At 70.6% G+C, this 17473-nt stretch carries 11 protein-coding genes and 1 pseudogene; 7 read left to right on the top strand and 5 right to left on the bottom strand.

What is annotated here, in order from left to right; all coding sequences use genetic code 11:
- Positions 1 to 22: 22 nt before the first annotated feature.
- The 3 genes and pseudogenes from ACWD26_RS14310 (at position 23) to ACWD26_RS14300 (ending at position 1319) form a co-directional block, all read left to right on the top strand.
- Positions 23 to 169 carry a hypothetical protein gene (locus tag ACWD26_RS14310; protein WP_451269705.1) on the top strand — a complete coding sequence of 49 codons (147 nt, stop codon included), beginning with the start codon at positions 23 to 25 and terminating at the stop codon, positions 167 to 169.
- Between the two features lie 11 nt (positions 170 to 180).
- Positions 181 to 384, top strand: a complete 204-nt coding sequence (locus ACWD26_RS14305) for a DUF397 domain-containing protein (RefSeq protein ID WP_451269703.1) — start codon at positions 181 to 183, stop codon at positions 382 to 384.
- A pseudogene (locus ACWD26_RS14300) lies at positions 371 to 1319 on the top strand (ADP-ribosylglycohydrolase family protein). Before ACWD26_RS14305 ends, ACWD26_RS14300 begins: the two are co-directional and overlap by 14 nt.
- Before the next feature lie 9 nt (positions 1320 to 1328).
- On the opposite strand, the gene ACWD26_RS14295 reads toward ACWD26_RS14300, so the two are convergent.
- Positions 1329 to 1820, bottom strand: coding sequence for a DUF6174 domain-containing protein (locus ACWD26_RS14295; protein ID WP_451269701.1), 492 nt, complete (start codon positions 1818 to 1820; stop codon positions 1329 to 1331).
- A gap of 198 nt (positions 1821 to 2018) precedes the next feature.
- Positions 2019 to 2645 carry a TetR/AcrR family transcriptional regulator gene (locus tag ACWD26_RS14290; RefSeq protein ID WP_451269699.1) on the bottom strand — a complete coding sequence of 209 codons (627 nt, stop codon included), beginning with the start codon at positions 2643 to 2645 and terminating at the stop codon, positions 2019 to 2021.
- 177 nt (positions 2646 to 2822) lie between these two features.
- On the opposite strand from ACWD26_RS14290, the gene ACWD26_RS14285 reads away from it, so the two are divergent.
- Both ACWD26_RS14285 and ACWD26_RS14280 read left to right on the top strand, forming a co-directional pair.
- Complete coding sequence (locus tag ACWD26_RS14285; RefSeq protein ID WP_451269697.1) at positions 2823 to 3755, top strand: ABC transporter permease; 933 nt, start codon at positions 2823 to 2825, stop codon at positions 3753 to 3755.
- On the top strand, positions 3748 to 4575 hold the full coding sequence (locus ACWD26_RS14280; RefSeq protein ID WP_451269695.1) for an ABC transporter ATP-binding protein: 828 nt from the start codon (positions 3748 to 3750) through the stop codon (positions 4573 to 4575). Before ACWD26_RS14285 ends, ACWD26_RS14280 begins: the two co-directional genes overlap by 8 nt.
- A 97-nt stretch (positions 4576 to 4672) precedes the next feature.
- Here the strand turns inward: ACWD26_RS14280 and ACWD26_RS14275 are convergent, their stop codons facing one another.
- Together ACWD26_RS14275 and ACWD26_RS14270 are read right to left on the bottom strand one after the other, a co-directional pair.
- Entirely contained in the window at positions 4673 to 5794 is a 1122-nt protein-coding gene (locus ACWD26_RS14275; protein ID WP_451270095.1) for a glycosyltransferase, read from the bottom strand.
- 47 nt (positions 5795 to 5841) lie between these two features.
- The gene (locus ACWD26_RS14270; protein WP_451270093.1) at positions 5842 to 8667 is read right to left on the bottom strand and encodes a bifunctional glycosyltransferase/CDP-glycerol:glycerophosphate glycerophosphotransferase; all 2826 of its coding nucleotides are present in this window, start codon (positions 8665 to 8667) and stop codon (positions 5842 to 5844) included.
- Positions 8668 to 8876: 209 nt separating this feature from the next.
- Here ACWD26_RS14270 and ACWD26_RS14265 point away from each other — a divergent pair, with 209 nt between their 5' ends.
- Positions 8877 to 9920 carry a serine/threonine-protein kinase gene (locus ACWD26_RS14265; protein WP_451269693.1) on the top strand — a complete coding sequence of 348 codons (1044 nt, stop codon included), beginning with the start codon at positions 8877 to 8879 and terminating at the stop codon, positions 9918 to 9920.
- 386 nt (positions 9921 to 10306) lie between these two features.
- Positions 10307 to 12049, top strand: coding sequence for a serine/threonine protein kinase (locus ACWD26_RS14260; RefSeq protein ID WP_451269691.1), 1743 nt, complete (start codon positions 10307 to 10309; stop codon positions 12047 to 12049).
- 62 nt (positions 12050 to 12111) lie between these two features.
- Here the strand turns inward: ACWD26_RS14260 and ACWD26_RS14255 are convergent, their stop codons facing one another.
- On the bottom strand, positions 12112 to 17085 hold the full coding sequence (locus ACWD26_RS14255; protein ID WP_451269689.1) for an NAD-glutamate dehydrogenase: 4974 nt from the start codon (positions 17083 to 17085) through the stop codon (positions 12112 to 12114).
- Positions 17086 to 17473: the final 388 nt, after the last annotated feature.

Below are 17473 nucleotides of genomic sequence, written 5' to 3'. Positions count from 1 at the left end.
AGGTTCGCCGGCGCCGCCACTCATGTCACGTCGGCTGCGGTCGGTCGACTGGGACGGCTGGGACCGCGCCGCCGAGCAGTACCGGCAACACTTCGAGCGCGTCTCGTCGACAGCCCTGTCACCGGCTGTCTCTCGGGACCTGATCGCCCGCATCACCCACGAACTCTGAAAGGTGTCACCGTGTTCGAGCCCCGCGCCTGGCAGAAGTCGTCCTTCTCCGGCGGAGGCAGCGACGATAACGACTGCGTCGAACTCTCCACCAACGCACCCGCCGCCATACACCTCCGCGAAAGCGACCACCCCACCACCCACCTCACCACCACCCCCACCCCCCTCCACGCCCTCCTCACCGCCCTCAAAGCAGGCACCCTTGGCGGACGTTGACCCGCAGCGGGCCCTCGGTGCGGTGCTCGGCTCGGCGGTCGGCGACGCTCTCGGCGCCCCCTTCGAGTTCGGGCCCGAAGGGGCGCTCTCCGCGCGCTTCCCGAGGGCCGGCCACGGCGGGGAGATGTGCGGAGGTGGCGGCTGGGACCCGGGTGAGGCGACCGATGACACGCAGATGGCCGTGCTCGTCGGGGAGTCCCTCGTGGAACGCGGTGGGCTCGAACTGCCCGAACGTCTTCCGGAGGTTCCAGCGCTGGGCGGCCTCCGACCCCAAGGACATCGGCATCCAGACCGAGGACGTTCTCACCAGCGGCGACCCGTGGGACCTCGCCGCCGCCCTCCACTTCCAGGTGAACCTACGGGCCGCCGGCAACGGCGCGTTGATGCGGGCCGCCACCTCGGCCGTGTACTTCGCGAGGGACGGGCGGGACCGCAGCATGGACGCGGCCCGGCGGCTGTCCGCCCTCACGCATGGCGACCCGGCCGCCTGGGAAGGCACCGCCGCCTTCCACGAGCTGGTCCGGGTCGCGCTGGCCGGCGGCGACCCGCTCGCCGCCCTCCCCGACACCCTGGCCGCACTCCACCCCGACCACCGCCCCCGGTACGAAGTCGTCCTCGCCCCCGGCTGGCACCCCGACGACGCCACGGAGTTCAACGGCGCCGTCTGGCCCTGCCTCGGCTCCGCCGTCTGGGCCGTGCGGACGACCGACTCCTACGAGGACGCCGTACGCGCGGCCGTGGACCTCGGCGGTGACACCGATACGGTCGCGGCGGTGACCGGCGGGCTCGCGGGCGCGGTGTACGGCGTCGAGGCCATCCCGGAGCGCTGGCTGGAGCCGCTGCACGTACCACTCCCGGGATTCGGGGAGCGGGTACTGCGCACCCCGGAACTCATCCACCTGGCAACGGAGTTGGCGGCTCAGGACACCCACTGACCCTCGGCCTCAGCCGGCGCCCGGCTCGTAGTCACTGATGACGTACTCGGCCTCGTCGTCGACGGCGTCCTCGTCCACGTCCAGGGTGATCCGCGCGGGATGCCCGCCGACGGCGTACTGCACCTCCGCCGTGTCCGCCTGCTCCTGCCAGGCCTTCTCCAGCATGTCCAACAGGTCGCCGATCTTGGGGATTCGGTCAGGCCCCTGCTCCAGCAGCCGCCGACTGTCGTCGTCGAGGCCGACCGCCTGGGCCACCTTGCCGTCCCGGACCGTGACCTTGAAGCGCCCCGCCAGGGCCTGCGAGGTCGACGTGAGTGTGTAGACGTACGAGGAAGGCTCCTGCCATGTGAGGGCGGTCCCCGCCATGGTGCGCTCCGGCGAGGCTCGTCCCTTCGGGTCGGGAGACGTCCCGCCGTCACAGGCGACGGTCATCCCCACCGTCCCCGCGATCAGCGCGGCGGCCAGGAGCACGGAACGAGCACGGGAGCATGAGAGAGTCACGGCGACCTCATTCCTGAGCGGCTGTCACTAAGACGCCACCCGCCTACGGAGCGTTCGGTCTACACGCGGTCGATCTGCGCACGGTCGATCTGCGCACGGTCGATCTACGCACGCTCGGTTTACGGATGCTCGCCCCCCGAAGCCTTCGGGCCGTGCACGCTCCCCCGCCCCCCCCCCCCCGACAGCCCCGCTGCCGCCTTACAACGCCCGCAGCGCCGCCGCCGTGGCCCGCGTCAGGCTCTCCAGGTACCCCTTCGGCAGCTTCGGTGCCCGGACGACCACCGAGCGCCAGTACAGCGGCCCGGAGATCACGTCCAGGGCCAGGTCCTCGTCCACACCCTCACGGACCTCGCCCCGGGCGACCGCCGCCGCCACGATCCCCGTGGCCACGCTCTGCTGTCCCTCCCGCAACGCCTTCTGCATCGCCTCGGCGATCTCCGGGTTGCGGGCGGCCTCGGCCTGGAGGTCGGGGATGATCTGGCCGGCGACCGGGTGGCGCAGGGCGCGGGACGTGACCTCGTAGAGCAGCCGGAGGTCGCCCTCCAGCGAGCCCGTGTCCGGCATGGGCAGGCCCTGCACGGCCACCGCCGAGACCAGGTCCAGCACCAGGTGCAGCTTGGAACGCCAGCGGCGGTACACCGCCGTCTTGCCGACGCCCGCGCGGCGCGCGATCCCCTCGATGGACATCCGGGCGTACCCGACGGCCGCCAGCTCCTCGAAGACCGCCGCCCGGATCGCCTCGGTCACGTCCTCGCGGAGCACCGCCGCCCCGGCGGGGGCCCGGCGGCGCGGTGGGGTCCGATCCGGGTCGGCGTTCGTCGTCATGGCTCACAGCATAGGCCGTGACGACGAAACGGTTGCGTCCCGACGTCGAATCGGCTTACGCTCACGTTGCGACGATACGGTCCCGTCCCGACGTAAGAGCAGGGCAAAGGCGACGTAAGAAGCAGCAGACGCGCAGCCGAGTACGCGGGACGCCCCCCACTAGCGAAAGCAGCGGATGTGAGCCAGGTCCTCCACACACCGCCCCCGACCACGGCGGACACCCCCCAGACCGCCCGCGCCGCCGAGACCCCGGCCCAGCTCGCCGCGCGGTACGGCCTCAGCGTCAGCGGGGCCCGCCCCTCGCTCGGCGCGTACGTACGGCAGCTGTGGGCCCGGCGGCACTTCATCACCGCCTTCGCCACGGCGAAGCTGACCGCGCAGTACAGCCAGGCGAAGCTCGGCCAGATCTGGCAGATCGCGAACCCCCTGCTCAACGCGGCGGTCTACTACCTGATCTTCGGCCTGCTGATGGGCACCAAGAAGGGCGTGCCGGACTACGTCCCGTTCCTCGTGACCGGCGTGTTCGTGTGGACCTTCACCCAGAGCTCGATCATGGCGGGCACCCGGGCCATCTCCGGCAGCCTCGGCCTCGTCCGCGCCCTGCACTTCCCCCGGGCCTCGCTCCCCCTGTCGTACTGCCTGCAGCAGCTCCAGCAACTGCTGTTCTCCATGGCCGCGCTGGTGGTGATCCTGCTCGCCTTCGGGGTACCGGTCGCCCTGTCCTGGCTGCTGATCATCCCCGCGCTGACGCTTCAGTTCGTGTTCAACGCCGGGGTCGCGATGGCGATGGCGCGGATCGGCGCCAAGACGCCCGACATCTCGCAGCTGATGCCGTTCGTGCTGCGTACGTGGATGTACGCGTCGGGCGTGATGTTCAGCATGGACCACATCCTCGCCGGCCGGGACATGCCCGCCTTCGTGCACATGCTGCTGGAGTGCAACCCGGCCGCCGTCTACATCGACCTCATGCGGTTCGCGCTGATCGACAGCTTCCAGGCGGACCAACTGCCGCCGCACGTCTGGGCGATCGCCACGGGCTGGGCGCTCCTCGCGGGCGTCGGCGGGTTCATCTACTTCTGGAAGGCTGAGGAGACGTACGGCCGTGGCTGACACCATCATCGCCCCCCGCACCGAGGACGCTCGCGCGACCGCCGCCGAGCTCGTCCCCACCGTCGTCGTCGACGGCGTCGACATCGTCTACCGCGTCAACGGCACCGGCGCCGGGCGTGGCACCGCCACCGCCGCGCTCAACCGCATCCTGCGGCGGAAGAAGGCCGAGAAGGCGGCCGGTGTGCGCAAGGTGCACGCCGTGCGGAACGTGTCGTTCACGGCGTACCGGGGTGAGGCGATCGGGCTCATCGGTACGAACGGTTCCGGCAAGTCGACGCTGCTCAAGGCCGTCGCCGGGCTTCTGCCCGTCGAGAACGGCCGTATCTACACCGACGGCCAGCCGTCCCTGCTCGGCGTCAACGCGGCCCTCATGAACGACCTCACGGGTGAGCGGAACGTCCACCTCGGCGGGCTCGCCATGGGGATGTCCCGGGAGCAGGTCAAGGAGCGGTACCAGGAGATCGTCGACTTCTCCGGCATCAACGAGAAGGGCGACTTCATCACGCTGCCCATGCGGACGTACTCCTCCGGCATGGCGGCGCGCCTGCGGTTCTCCATCGCCGCCGCCAAGGACCACGACGTCCTGCTCATCGACGAGGCCCTGGCGACCGGGGACCGCTCCTTCCAGAAGCGCTCCGAGGCTCGGATCCGTGAGCTGCGGAAGCACGCGGGGACGGTCTTCCTGGTCAGCCACAACAACAAGTCGATCCGGGACACGTGTGACCGCGTGCTGTGGCTGGAGCGGGGGGAACTCCGTATGGACGGGGCGACGGACGAGGTGTTGAAGGAGTACGAGAGGTTCACCGGCGGGAAGAAGTAGGCCTTTTCGCCAGAGGGCTTGGGGGGAACTGTGGTTCGGCGGCCACGGGTTCGTCGTGGTTGTTCGCGCAGTTCCCCCGCCCCCAGGAGGTCGCGGCTCACCTCTCCAAGAAGGTGAACAACGCCTCCCACCTCCCCACGATCTCCTCCGTCCCGTACCGCCGGATGTTCTCCCTCGCCGTGTCGCCCATCCGGTCCCGCAAGGCCTTGTCCGTCATCAACAGGTCCAGCTTGCGGGCCAGTTCGCCCGTGTTGCCCGGGGCCACCAGCAGCCCGTCCTCCCCGTCCCGCACGATCTCGTGGACGCCCGGCGCGCAGTCGAAAGCGACGCAGGGGACGCCCATCGCCATGGCCTCCATCAGGGCGAGGGGGAAGCCCTCCCCCCGGGAGGACAGGACGAAGACGGAGCCGCCGCGCAGGGCACCCGGTACGTCGTTCGTGCGGCCCATCCAGGACACCGAGGCGTCGAGGCCCAGGGCCGTGCACTGCTTCCTGAGGAGTTCCTCGTCCTCGCCGGAGCCGTAGACGAGCAGGTTCCAGTCGGGGTGGCGGGGGGCGACCTCGGCCCAGGTGTCGAGGAGCATGTCGACGCCCTTCTCGTCGCTGAGCCGGCCGATGCTGACGACCGCCTTCCCGGTGCGCGGCGAGGGCACCTCCGGCAGCCAGGGCACGGCGTTGGGCAGGTAGGACGCGTTGTTGAGGCCCTCGCCGATCCACAGGTCGGCGTCCTCGCGGGTGAGGACGAGCATGCGGTCGACGTCCCGGTAGTACTTCAGCACCCGTCGGAAGCGTGAGGAGCGCCGCGAGGTCTCGAAGGACTCGTGGCTCATCCCGATGACGGTCAGACCGGTCGTGTCGGCGAGCCTCACCCACTCCATCGCCCACACCTGGGTCACGATGACGATCCCGCCGGGGCGCGCGGCCCGGAAGAGGCCGGTGAGCACGGTCGCCCTGTCCCGCATGCTCGCGTCCCGCGCCCGGCCGGGGGCCGGCGGCTGGCCGTCGTACAACCTGGTGGTGGGGTACGGGAGTTCACCGAGGTCGTGCGGGTCCTCGGGGGTGGTGACACCGATGACGTGGACGCGGTGGCCGCGCTCGGTGAGCAGACGGGCCAGGTGATGGGACCAGCTGGTCACACCGCCCATCTCGTCCACGCTGTTGGACACCAGGAAGACGTCCCGCGACCCGGTCACTGGCGCCTCGTCCCGCGACCCGGTCACGGGCGCCTCGTCCCCCGGCCCGGTCACTGGTGCCTCGTCCCGCCCGGTCACTGGTGCCTCCACTCGGAGAAGAACTGGTCGACGACGCTCTGGGCCGCCGTTCCCTTGTCGTACTCGCCGAAGTCGGCCGTGAACCGCTCCCGCGCGGCGGCGTACTTGAGCGTCTGCTCGTCCAGCGGCGTCGACGTCAGTACGGCGTACAGCTCGTCCTCCGTCCGCACGATCGGGCCCGGCGCCCGTTCCAGCAGGTCGAAGTAGGCGCCTCGGCCCTGGTGCACGTACTCCTCGTAGTCGTAGGTGAAGAAGAGCATCGGGCGGTCCAGCAGCGCGTAGTCGAACATCACCGACGAGTAGTCCGTGATCAGCGCGTCCGCGAGGGCGAGGACGGGGGTCACGTCGTGGTGCGCCGACACGTCGATGACCCGGCCCCGGACCGACGGCGGGAGCACGACGTGGTTGAGGTAGTGGGCGCGGACGAGGAGGACGTACTCGTCGCCGAAGGTCTCGGCGAAGCGCTCCACGTCGAAGGGGAGGGTGAAGCGGCGCTGTCCGTGGTGCCGGAAGGTGGGGGCGTAGAGCAGGACCTTCTTGTCCGCCGGGATGCCCAACTCGGCGGCCAGGGACGGGCGTCGGCCCGTTGCTCGGGCCTGTACGAGCGCGTCGTTGCGCGGATAGCCCACCCGCAGCAGCACCTTCTCCCGCAGCCGGAAGGCCTTGGCGAGGGTGCGGACGTCGTGCTCGGAGCGGACCAGGAAGTGGTCGAAGCGGTCGAGCGTGCGCTGCTGTTCGGCTTGCTCGGCGCGGGTCTTGAGCTTCCAGCCGGGCTCGTCGAAGCCCATGCGCTTGAGGGCGGAGCCGTGCCAGGTCTGGAGGTAGGTCGTGCCGGGGCGCTTGGTCAGCTTCAGCGGATAGCTCTGGTTGTCGATCCAGAACTCGGCGCGGGCCAATGCCCGTAGGTAAGGCAGCGACCAGCGGCGCACGAGGGTGGCGTCGGCGGGGAAGCCCTCCGGGCGGCCCGTGTACGACCACACCGCCTCGAAGTCGAGACCCTGGCGGCGCATCTCCTCGTAGATCGCCCGGGGGCTGTCGCTGTACTGCCGGCCGAGGTGGCTCTCGAACACCACCAGGCGCCGGCGCATCGGCATGCGCTGGAAAACCTCATGATAAAGGCGGATTTTGGTGTCTCCGGAGGTGGCCTTCTTGCGCAGCGCCTTCGCCTTGCGGTACCCGGACTTGGCGAGCCGGGCGGAGGTGCCCTGGAGGCCCCGCGTGACGACGACGTTGGCCTTCTTGTCGGGGACCAGCCGGAACGCGAGGTGGCCGCGGGTGGAGATCTGCGGCTCGACGCGGTCGGCGACCAGCCGGGTGAGGCGGGGGCGGACCGGCAGCTCGCCGGCGGCCAGGCCGGGTTCGGCGGCGGTGAGCCGGCTGGAGGTGCGCTCGCCGTCGACGTCCAGATGGAGGCGTACGTCCCAGACGGCGTCCACGATGCCGAGCGGACGGAGGGTCTTCGAGATGTCGGCGGTCGCCTGCCAGGTGATGTACGGGCCGTCGTGCCGCACCGTCGCCACCGGCACCCGGAAGGTCTGGAACCGCACGCCCGGACGGCGGGCGTAGAACTCCAGCTGGGCGGTGAGCCGGGCGCCGGGCGGGATGACGCCGAGGGGGTTGGTGACGCGTCCGGCGAGACGGACACCGCCCCCGCCCGTCCCCTCGTACTCCGTCAGCTCGTTGCGCAGGAACAGCTTCCCGACCGGGCGGGCGTGGTAGCCGAGTTCGGTGACGTCCAGGACGCGGCGTGCGAAGGGGTCGTCCTGGATGTGCTCGGCGCACCAGTAGATCCGCCCGTCGCGCTCGACGAGCGGCGCGGAGACCTTGTCCCGGTTGGTGAGCGTGTCCACGGCGGGCAGCAGGTTGTCCCAGTCGCTCATCCGCAGCAGATACGCGCAGACGGCGTGGATGGGCTCGACCTCGTCGTACGCGGCCGGGTCGATCGACGCCAGATAGGCGCGGGCCAGCTCGGCGAACTCCTGACGGTAGGCTGCGTCCCGGAAGGGCAGATCACGCAGGTGCAGCACCAGGTCGTGCTTGAGGAACTTGACGTCCTTGTGGAACTTCAGCTCCCGCATGCCCTGGCCGGCGAGGAGCCGGTCCACCCGGCGGTGGATCTCCATGCGGTGCGCGAAGTTGGCGATCTCGGCCCGCCGGTTGCTGATGGACTTGGACGCCGCCTTCTCGACGACGTTCCAGTCGTAGACCCGGTTGGGGATGAGGGTGATGCGGCGGGCGGCCGTGTACGCCTGGGCGGAGAAGAAGAGGTCCTCGTAGTGGATGCCGACGGGGAACTCCAGTCCGCCCTCGACGAGGAAGTCCCGGCGGTAGCACTTGTTGGTCGACAGGGTGTCGTAGACCAGCAGGTCGGGCAGCTCGGAGATCGAGTCGAGGGTACGGGTGCGGGTGTACAGCCACGGGTACCACTTGACCTCCTTGCGTGTGCGCGTGTCGACGTGGACGCGGACGCAGAGGCCGGAGACGAGGTCGGCGCCGGTGGTCTCGGCGGCCTCCAGCAAATTCCGGCAGGCGTTGCGCTCCAGGACGTCGTCGCTGTCGAGGAAGAGCACGTACTCGCCACGGGTCTCACGGATGCCGTGGTTGCGGGGCGCGCCGCAGCCGCCGCTGTTCACGGGGAGCCGGTAGGCCCGTACGCGGTCCGGGTGCTCGGCGGCGAGGCGGGCGGCCACCTCGTAGGAGCCGTCCGTGCTGTGGTCGTCGACGATCACGACCTCGACGCTCCGCAGCGTCTGCTCCAGCACCGAGCGCACGGCCGTGGGCAGCCTGGCCTCGTCGTTGTAGACGATCACGACGACGGACATGGCGGGTCGCTGATCCACGCCGGTATTCACCCCATCAATCCTGTTGGCGCTGTTTGCTGTCTTGGCGCCTTTAGTGATGTTCATCGTTGCTTCTACCCTCTATAAGCGGTGGCGCGCTTCAGGGCCACTTGGGTAGATGTCAATGGGTGAGTGCGGGTTCCGCGCCCGCGATACGCTCCGGGGACAGGCGTGAGCGGAGGGGGCGGTCGATGCGCGGGGTGGTACCTGAGCCGCTGCGGACGGAGGATCCGCGGGAGATCGCCGGGTATCCGCTGTACGCCCGGATCGGTGAGGGCGGCATGGGCACCGTCTATCTCTCCCGCAGCCGGGGCGGTCAGCCGGTCGCGCTGAAGCTGGTCCGCCCGGAGTACGCCGACAGCCCCGCCTTCCGTGAGCGGTTCGCCCGGGAGGTGGCCGCCGGGCGCCGGGTCTCCGGCTACCACCTGGTGCCGATCGTCGACCATGACGCCGGTGCGGAGCGACCGTGGCTCGCCACGCACTACGTCCCGGGCGTCCCCCTCGACCAGGCCCTGGAGACCCACGGCCCGCTCCCCGTCCCCACGGTCCTGCAACTGCTGGCCTGCGCCGCGTACGCGCTGGACGCCGTGCACACCGCCGGGGTGATCCACCGCGACGTCAAGCCGGCCAACCTGCTGCTCGCCGCGGACGGGCCCTGGCTGCTCGACTTCGGCATCGCCCGAGCGGCGGGAGCGGCCACGCTCACCACCGCCGGACGCCTGATCGGCACCCCGCGCTACATGTCCCCCGAGCACGCCCTGGGCCGCCGGGTCACCTCCGCGTCCGACGTCTTCGCGCTCGGCCTGATCGCCGCGGTCGCCGCCACCGGGCACCACCCGTACGGGCGCGGCAACCCCCTGGCCATCGCGACGCGCATCGCCGCCACCGACGTCTCCCCGCCCGCCCTGGACGGCATCGACCGCCCCCTCCTCGACGTCGTCCGCCGCTGCCTCACCGCGGACCCGGGCTCCCGCCCCTCGGCCGCCGCCGTCGCCGAGCACTGCGCGGGAGCGGCCCGCCGGGACGTCCGCGACTTCGCCGACTGGCTACCGGGCCCCGTCGCCACCTCGGTGACCATCATCGAGACGGCCTTCCGGTCACTGTCCCTGACAGAGGCCCCGACGACCCCGGCCCCCCGCTTCTCGGAAGCCCCGACGGCCCGCCAACTCCCGCCAACGGCCCCGATCACGGTGCGGGACGAGGAATGGCGCCGCAGGGTCCGCCGGGACCCATAAGAACGTCGCCGGTTGCGGGTCGGTGGGGCTGCGCCCTGGAAAGCAGGGGCCCGGCCCTTCAGGGGCGCGGGGAACTGCGCGAGAGGCCCCACGCACCCGCACCGCACCCGCACCCGCACCGCACCCGCACCCGCCGACGAACCCCCAGCCACCCCACCCTGTCGCCCCCACAATTCCCCGGAACCGCAACACCAGACCCAAGTGTCATAAGTGCCGTATAAGCTTCGGACCGCTTCAAGTGCCCAGCCGCGGCACAGGAGTTCGGCACCGCACCGGGGGAGGCTCCCATTACCGACAGCACTGGCGACATCCTGAGCCCTCTGGGACCGCAGGACCCACGAGAGACCGCCGGCTACCACCTGCAGGCCCGCATCGGCGAGGGCGGCATGGGCACGGTCTATCTGTCGCACACCCGCGGCGGCCAACCGGTCGCCCTGAAGGTCATCCGCCGCGAGTACGGCCAGGACGCCGACTTCCGCCGCCGCTTCGAGCAGGAGGTCCAGGCCGCCCGCCGCGTGCAGGGCTACCACATCGTCCCGGTCGTCGACCACGACACCACCGGCGAACTCCCGTGGCTGGCCTCGGTGTTCATCGCCGGCATCCCCCTGCACGACGCCCTCGTCGCCTTCGGCCCGCTCCCCCTGCCCGCCGTCTTCCAGCTGGTCGGCTGCGCGGCCCGCGCCCTGACCTCCATCCACGCGGCCGGCGTCATTCACCGCGACCTCAAGCCGAGCAACATCCTCCTCGGCTCCCAGGGCCCGTACGTCATCGACTTCGGCATCGCCCGCGCCGCCGACGCCACCCAGCTCACCCAGTCCGGCGGCCTGATCGGCACCCCGCAGTACATGTCACCGGAGCACGCCCTCGGCGAGCAGGTCACCCCGGCCACGGACGTCTTCTCGCTCGGCCTGATCGCGGCGGTCGCGGCCACCGGCCGCCACCCGTACGGCGACGGCGGCGCCATCACCATCGCCGCGCAGATCGCCAACACCGCCCATCGGCCGCCGAGACTCGACGCGTACGACGAGAGGTTGCGCCCCCTGCTGGAGCGCTGTCTGACCGCCGACCCGGCCGAGCGCATCGGCACGGAGGAACTGGCCGCCCTCTGCCAGGAGTCGGCGGGCCGGGGCCTCAGCGACTTCACCGGCTGGCTGCCGGAGCCGCTCACCGCCGAGATCGCCCGACGCGAGCAGGCCGCCCGGACGCCACCTCAGCCGACCGCACCCCAGATGCCGGTGGCACCCCCGCCCGCCCCGCCGACGACGGCCCCGGCCGCACAGGGCACCACCCAGGGCGCACCCCAGCCGGGCCCGGCGACCGGCTTCGGCCCACCGTCCCAGGCCCCCGGCTACCCGCCCCCGGCCACGGACACCTACAACCTCACCCCACAGGCCCAGGCGGGCCAGACCACCGCCCCAGCCCTCGCACCGCCCAAGAAGAGCCGCCGCGGCCTGAAGGCGGCCCTCGTCGCCCTGGCCCTCGTCCTCGTGGCCGGCTCGGGCGCGGCAGCCGCGGTGTACGTGCTGGGCGAGAAGAAGGACGGCGGCACCGACGCGAGCGACACCAAGGACGGCGGCAAGAGCGACGCCACGGGCGGGGACAAGGGCGCCTCGACCCCCACCTCCGCTCCCACCGACGGCGACGGAAGCGGCGGCGACGACGGACAGGACGTCACCAACCCCACCGGGTCCGCCACGGTGCCCGCGGACACCAAGTTCACCCTGGCCTTCGAGGGCCAGTCCTTCGTCCTGCGCACTCCCGCCCAGAACTACACCTACATCGACCTGGACCAGCCGAGCATCGACATCAAGGCCGAGATGAGGGACGAGGCACGGGAGATGTCGATCCAGAACGGCCAGTGGAGCTTCGAGACCTCGATGGGCAAGAGCGAGGGCCCCACGCTCGAACAGTGCCGTACGGGCGCGGACACCGACGTCCTGCCTTCCCTCGTGGGCCCCGAGGACTTCGGCAAGGACGCGATCATCCCCGCGGGCTCCATCCTCTGCACGGTCACCAAGGACGGCAACCTCGCCATGTACGAGATCACCAAGCTGACGCCGGGTGAGTACAGCTGGGAAGTACCGAGCGTCGAGGGCAAGCTGACGCTCTGGAAGAAGAGCAGCGCATAGCCCGGCCCACACGGACGAACGGGGGCGCCCCACAGCCATGGGGCGCCCCCGTCCTCGTACTCTTACGAGGGGCCGCGCAGCAGCGTCCGCATCGTCCGCATCGCCACCGACAGGTTGGCCAGGTCGAACGCGTCGGAGCTCTGGATGTCCTCCAGGGTCGTGCGGGCCCGGCCCAGCAGCGCCGCGTTCTTCTGCTCCCACACCTTGAAGCGCTGTTCGGGCGTGGAGGTGCCGTTGCCCGCGGACAGGACGTCGGCGGTGAGGGAGGCGTGGGCCGCGTACAGGTCCTCGCGGATCGCCGCGCGGGCCATGGACTGCCAGCGGTCGGCGCGCGGCAGCTCGATGATGCGGTCCATGAGCTGGGTGATGCGCAGCCGGTCAGCCAGGTCGTAGTACACCTCGGCGACCTCCATCGGCGTCCGGCCGACCCGGTCGGCGACCGCGACGATGTCGAGCGTCGGGAAGGCCGAGGAGAAGCCCGCGACCCGCGTGGCCAGCTCCTCCGGGACGCCCGCGCCCGTCAGCTCGTCGTAGATCTTCTGGTACCACTCCAGGTCCGCGCCGCGCAGCAGCTTCGGCAGCTCGCCCCAGACCAGGTGCACGCCCTCGGAGAAGAACGCGATGGTCTCGGAGAGCTCCAGCGGCTGCGGCCGGTTGTTGAGCAGCCAGCGCGTGCCCCGCTCGACGAGGCGGCGGGAGTGCAGCCGGATCCGGGTCTGCACGTCCGCGGCGACCTTGTTGTCCAGGGCCTCGACGCCGTCCCACACCGCGCCCGATCCGAAGATCGCGCGGGAGGCGGTCTGCGCCCGGACGATCTCCTCCAGCGAGGCCCCGGTCTCCTCCCGCAGCCGGTGCAGGAAGCTCGTACCGCCCGTGTTGACCGTGTCGTTGACCAGCAGGGTCGTGACGATCTCACGGCTCAGCGGGTGGCTGTCGACGTGCTCGGGGAACCGCTCGCGCAGCGCCGTCGGGAAGTACTCGTGCAGCAGCTTGCGCAGGTACGGGTCGTCCGGCAGCGAGGTGTGCAGCAGCTCCTCGGCGACCGTGATCTTCGTGTAGGCGAGCAGGACGGCCGTCTCGGGCCCGGTCAGGCCGTGCCCGGTGCCCAGCCGCTCGCGGATCTGCCGGTCGGTGGGCAGGAACTCCAGCGCCCGGTCGAGGTGGCCCTCCCTGACCAGGTGGCGCATGAAGCGCTGCTGGGCGTGGAGCATGTCCTTGGACTGGGCGAGGGCGTTGGCGATCGCCGTGTTCTGTGCGTAGTTGTTGCGCAGGACGAGGTGGCCGACCTCGTCGGTCATCTCGGCGAGCAGTTTGTTGCGCTGCTTGACCGTCATGTCGCCGTCGGTGACCAGGCCGTTGAGCAGGATCTTGATGTTCACCTCGTGGTCGGAGGTGTCCACGCCCGCGCTGTTGTCGATGGCGTCGGTGTTGACCCGCCCGCCGTTCTGCGCGAACTCGATCCGGCCCAGCTGGGTCAGGCCGAGGTTGCCGCCCTCGCCGACGACCTGGACGCGCAGGTCCCGCCCGTCGACCCGGATGGCGTCGTTGGCCTTGTCGCCGACATCGGCGTGCGACTCGGTCGAGGCCTTCACATACGTACCGATGCCGCCGTTCCACAGCAGGTCGACCGGCGCCTTGAGGATCGCCTTCATCAGGTCGGCCGGGGTCATCTTGGAGATCTTGTCCTCGATACCCAGGGCGTCCCGGATGTGGCTGTTGACCGGGATCGCCTTGGCCGTACGCGGGAAGACGCCGCCGCCGGGCGAGATCAGCTCGGTGTCGTAGTCCTCCCAGCTCGACCGGGGCAGCTCGAAGATCCGGCGCCGCTCGGCGTACGAGGTGGCCGCGTCCGGGTGGGGGTCGAGGAAGATGTGCCGGTGGTCGAAGGCGGCGACGAGCCGGATGTGCTCGCTGAGCAGCATGCCGTTGCCGAACACGTCACCGGACATGTCACCGATGCCGACGACCGTGAAGTCCTCGGCCTGGGTGTTCACCCCCAGCTCCCGGAAGTGCCGCTTGACGGACTCCCAGGCACCGCGCGCGGTGATGCCCATGCCCTTGTGGTCGTAGCCGGCGCTGCCGCCGGAGGCGAAGGCGTCCCCGAGCCAGAAGTTGTAGCTCTCGGCCACCTCGTTGGCGATGTCGGAGAAGGTCGCCGTGCCCTTGTCGGCGGCGACGACGAGATAGGTGTCGTCCTCGTCGTGCCGTACGACGTCCGCCGGCGGTACGACCTCGCCGGCGACCATGTTGTCGGTGATGTCGAGCAGCGCGGAGATGAAGGTCTTGTAGCTGCGGATGCCCTCGGCCAGCCAGGCGTCCCGGTCCACGGACGGGTCGGGCAGCTGCTTGGCGACGAAGCCGCCCTTGGCGCCGACCGGCACAATGACGGTGTTCTTGACCATCTGCGCCTTGACCAGGCCGAGGATCTCGGTCCGGAAGTCCTCCCGCCGGTCGGACCAGCGCAGCCCGCCTCGGGCGACCTTCCCGAACCGCAGGTGCACACCCTCGACGCGCGGCGAGTACACCCAGATCTCGAACGCCGGGCGCGGCGCCGGCAGGTCGGGGATGGCCTGCGGGTCGAACTTCATGGAGACGTAGTCGTGCGGCTTGCCGCCGGCCGCCTCCTGGAAGAAGTTCGTCCGCAGCGTCGCCTTGATGACCGTGAGGAAGGACCGCAGGATCCGGTCCTCGTCGAGGCTCGCCACCTGGTCGAGGGCGGCGTCGACCTCTTCGAGGAGCGCGTCGACGATCTCCCGGCCCGCCCGCTGCCGCTCCGGCGACATCCGCGCCTCGAACAGCGACACGAGCAACCGGGTGGTGTGGACGTTGTTGCGGAGGGTGTCCTCCATGTAGTCCTGGCTGAAGGTGGAGCCGGCCTGCCGCAGGTACTTGGCGTACGCGCGCAGCACCATGGCCTGCCGCCAGGTGAGCCCGGCGCTCAGCACGAGCGCGTTGAACCCGTCGTTCTCGGCCTGCCCGGTCCAGGTGGCGGCGAAGGCCTCCTGCACCCGCTCCCGGGCGTCGTCCCCGGCGTAGTCCACACTCCCGGCCTGCGGCCTCGGCATCCGCAGCCCGAAGTCGTAGATCCAGGCGGTCGTCCGGTCCGCGCAGCGCAGCTCGTACGGACGCTCGTCGATGACCTCGACGCCGATGCGGCTGAGAACGGGCAGCACCGCGGAGAGCGAGACCGAGCCGCCCTTGCGGTAGATCTTGAAACGGCGCTCGTCGGGCGCGGCGCCCACCGGCTCGTACAGGCTGAGCTCGAAGTCCTCGTCCTGGTCGAGCTCTTCGAGGCGGACGAGGTCCGCGACGGCCGCGCGCGGGTTGTGGTCGGCCTTGTACCCCTCGGGGATGGCGTTGCCGTACTTGCGCAGCATCTCGGCGGCGCGCTCCTCGCCGACCTCGGCGTTGAGCGCCTCGGCGAACCCGTCCGACCAGGACCGGGCGGCCTCGACCAGCTTGGCCTCGAGGCGGTCCTTGTCGGCGTCGCTCAGGTGCGGCAGCTCGGTGCCCGGCTCGACGCGGACCACGAAGTGCAGCCGGGAGAGGATCGACTCGGTGTTCCAGGCGGTGAAGTCGACGCTGATGCCGCCGAGTTCCTCCTTCAGGATGTCGATGATCCTGAGGCGTACGCCGGTGGTGTAGCGGTCGCGCGGCAGGTAGACGAGGGCGGAGTAGTAGCGCCCGTACTCGTCCTGGCGGAGGTAGAGCCGCAGCCGGCGGCGCTCCTGGAGGTAGAGCACGGAGGTGACGATGGACCGCAGTTCGTCGGCCGGGGTCTGGAACAGCTCGTCGCGCGGGTAGGTCTCCAGGATCTGCAGGAGGTCGCGCCCGTCGTGGCTGTTGGGCGAGAACCCGGCGCCCCGCAGGACGTCGTCGACCTTGCGGCGGACGACGGGCACCCGGCGCACGGACTCGGTGTAGGCGGCCGAGGAGAACAGTCCGAGGAACCGCCGCTCACCGATCACGTTCCCCTCGGCGTCGAACTTCTTCACGCCCACGTAGTCGAGGTAGGACGGCCGGTGGACGGTGGCCCGGCTGTTGGCCTTGGTCAGGACGAGGATCTTGTGCTCACGGGCCTTGGCGCGGGCGTCGGCGGGCAGCCGTTCGAAGGAGGAGCTGACGGGGTGCTGGTCGCGCCCGGAGTGGTGCGGGTCGGCACGCAGGATGCCGAGGCCCGTGCCGGCGACGGCGGCCAGCGAGTCGTCCTCCCGCAGCTCGTACTCGCGGTATCCGAGGAAGGTGAAGTGGTCGTCGGCGAGCCAGCGCAGCAGCTCGCGGGCCTCCTCGACCTCCTCGCCGCGCAGGTCGTCGGCGGTGTGCTCGGCGGGCAGCCCGTCGGCGATACGGACCGCCGCGTCCCGCATCTTCTCCCAGTCCTCGACGGCCTCGCGGACGTCGGACAGGACGCGCAGCAGATCGTTGTTGATCTGCTTCAGGTCCGCCCGGTCGGTCTCGCGGTCGACCTCGACATGGATCCAGGACTCGATGTGCGCGTCGTGCGGCAGCGCCTCACCGGAGGCCACGGCGGCGGACGCGGCGGCTACGGCGGCCGGCTCGGTGATCAGCTCGACCAGCTTGCCGGTGACGTCCCGCCGTACGACGACCTGCGGGTGGATGACGACGTGGATCCCGCGCCCCTGCCGCGACAGCTCATTGGTCACGGAGTCGACGAGGAACGGCATGTCGTCGGTGACGACCTCGACGACGGAGTGGCTGCACGTCCAGCCGTTCTCCTCGACGGTCGGGGTGTGGACCCGCACATTGGCCGTGCCCTGGGGGCGGTTCTCGGCCAGTCGGTAGTGGGAGTAGGCGGCTCCGAAGACGTCGACCGGGTCGCGGTCGCCCAGGTCCTCCGGGGCGGTGTGCAGGTAGTAGCGCTGGAGGAACGCGAGCACGGTGTCATGGTCCGGGGTGTCGGACGTACTCTCGCTCGTCGTCCCAGTCGGTAGATACCCCCCGACCGGGCTGTTCTCAGCTACCCGGGCGGCCCTCTCGAGCAGCTCGGCCTTGGCTTCGTCCAGCTTGGTCTGCATTGTCCTCTGGCTCCTGTCGCGCGCCGTTGCGTGACGTAGAAGGAAGTACGAACTCGTCCCCTCCGAAGCGCCACCACGACACGGGGTGTCCGGTCTGTTTCGACGCTATGCCGCAGGGTGAGATGAGCGGGGGGTAATCAGCCATTCTCGGTACCCGGCAAGGGTGTGACGCTGCTCTCTGCGGCGCCCGGCCAGTGGGTGTACCCGGCGTCCCGGGAGCCCTGGTGGCTCCCTCCCGCCCGCGAGGACCAGCGACCGCCGCCCGGACACGGATGTCTTCCGTGCTCACCGGGCGCAGGGCAGGGACGACGACGTCCCCGCGAGCTATCGCGCTGATCACGCCACAAGGCTATCCCTCCGGACCGGGGGCCCGTCATGAGCCGTATGT

This window comes from Streptomyces sp. NPDC002787, from assembly GCF_053592095.1.
The sequence above is the reverse complement of the archived record's forward strand: the minus strand, read 5'-3'. Positions and strand labels throughout refer to the sequence as shown.

What these genes read in the sequence shown, in the direction of transcription:
- ACWD26_RS14310 (WP_451269705.1), top strand. Translation starts at nt 23, where the DNA reads ATGTCACGTCGGCTGCGGTCGGTCGACTGGGACGGCTGGGACCGCGCC.
- ACWD26_RS14290 (WP_451269699.1), bottom strand. Translation starts at nt 2,645, where the DNA reads ATGACGACGAACGCCGACCCGGATCGGACCCCACCGCGCCGCCGGGCC.
- ACWD26_RS14270 (WP_451270093.1), bottom strand. Translation starts at nt 8,667, where the DNA reads ATGTCCGTCGTCGTGATCGTCTACAACGACGAGGCCAGGCTGCCCACG.
- ACWD26_RS14265 (WP_451269693.1), top strand. Translation starts at nt 8,877, where the DNA reads ATGCGCGGGGTGGTACCTGAGCCGCTGCGGACGGAGGATCCGCGGGAG.
- ACWD26_RS14260 (WP_451269691.1), top strand. Translation starts at nt 10,307, where the DNA reads ATGGGCACGGTCTATCTGTCGCACACCCGCGGCGGCCAACCGGTCGCC.
- ACWD26_RS14255 (WP_451269689.1), bottom strand. Translation starts at nt 17,085, where the DNA reads ATGCAGACCAAGCTGGACGAAGCCAAGGCCGAGCTGCTCGAGAGGGCC.